Below are 1160 nucleotides of genomic sequence, written 5' to 3'. Positions count from 1 at the left end.
AGGGGGCGGGCCTGTCGGTGGTGACGGTGGCCGACTCGGCGTTCGCCCCCGTGGCGGCGCACTCCGACCTCCTCCTCCCGGCGGCGGTCGGCACGGGCCTCGCCTTCGACACGGCGTGCGCGCCGATGCTGCTCGGCCGGGTGCTCCTTGAGGCGATGTGCGACGGGCTTCCGGACGCGCAGGCGCGGCTCGAGGAGTTCGATGCGGGGGCGGCGGCGCGGGGGCTGTTCGTGGAGTGAGGGCGCCGCGGGGGCGGCGCAGCCGGCGTCGGTGCGGCCGGGGTCAGTAGCGCATGGCGGTGAAATCGATCGGCCTGGGGCGCAGCGTCCGGACGCGGGCCGTCAGCTGTTTCATCCGCGTGGCCATCTCCGGCGCGGGGAGCCGCTTGCGGTCGCCGTGTCCCGGCAGCAGCCATTCGAAGCGCAGCCGGTCGGCGGTTCGCGCCAAGGAGCGGCCCAGTTCCTCGATGGAGTACCAGGTGACGCTCTCGGCCACTTCCAGATCGGCGGTGGTGCGCGACCAGTAGAGGCTGTCGCCGCTGAAGCAGTACCGGTCGTCGGCGACGTAGAGCACGCTGCCCCGGGTGTGGCCGGGCAGCGGATGCGCCGTCACGCCCTCGGCGATCTCGGCGGGGTCCGTGCCGCGCAGGACACGGTCGGCGTCGGGCGCCGCGTCGAGATCGCCCTCGTGGATCCACAGCCGGGCGCCGAAGCGATCGGCGTAGCGGCGGCCGTGCGCGGCATGGTCCCGATGGGTGAGCAGGACGTCGGTGACGGGGCCCGACTCCTCGTACCGCGCGGCCAGCGTGCTGCTCCAGCGGGGCGTGTCGATCATCATCGTGGTGCCGGAAGGCCGACGCAGGAGGTAGGAGTTGGCCCCGGCGGTGTGCGGGGAGTTGTGGCCGCACAGGTGGACGGCGTCGTCGAGGGCCAGGGGGAAGGGATCCAGGGCGTCGTCGAGTCGCAGGCCGGGAAGGCGGATCGACCGGGAGGGGCAGGCGAACGCGGCGGCGTGCACCTGCCGGGCCTCCGTCCTGTTCCGTGGCTGGCGGATCATCTCGGAGCGGCCGGCGGCCTCGCGTACCAGTTCTGGGGCGAGCTGGCGCGCGACGTCGCAGTTCGTGCAGCGGCTGTCGACGTACCAGCCGCCGTCCTCCCCGC

1 protein-coding gene and 1 pseudogene are annotated in these 1160 nt (G+C 74.0%); one reads left to right on the top strand and one right to left on the bottom strand.

Annotation, left to right across the window (positions count from 1 at the left end):
* Positions 1 to 239, top strand: a pseudogene (locus tag ACZ5CR_RS46450) (MurR/RpiR family transcriptional regulator); the annotation flags it as partial.
* Between the two features lie 43 nt (positions 240 to 282).
* Here the strand turns inward: ACZ5CR_RS46450 and ACZ5CR_RS46445 are convergent.
* On the bottom strand, positions 283 to 1160 hold an 878-nt coding region (locus ACZ5CR_RS46445; protein ID WP_468870090.1), incomplete at its 5' end, for an MBL fold metallo-hydrolase.

This window comes from Streptomyces sp. NPDC031274 (assembly GCF_055570235.1).
The sequence above is the reverse complement of the archived record's forward strand: the minus strand, read 5'-3'. Positions and strand labels throughout refer to the sequence as shown.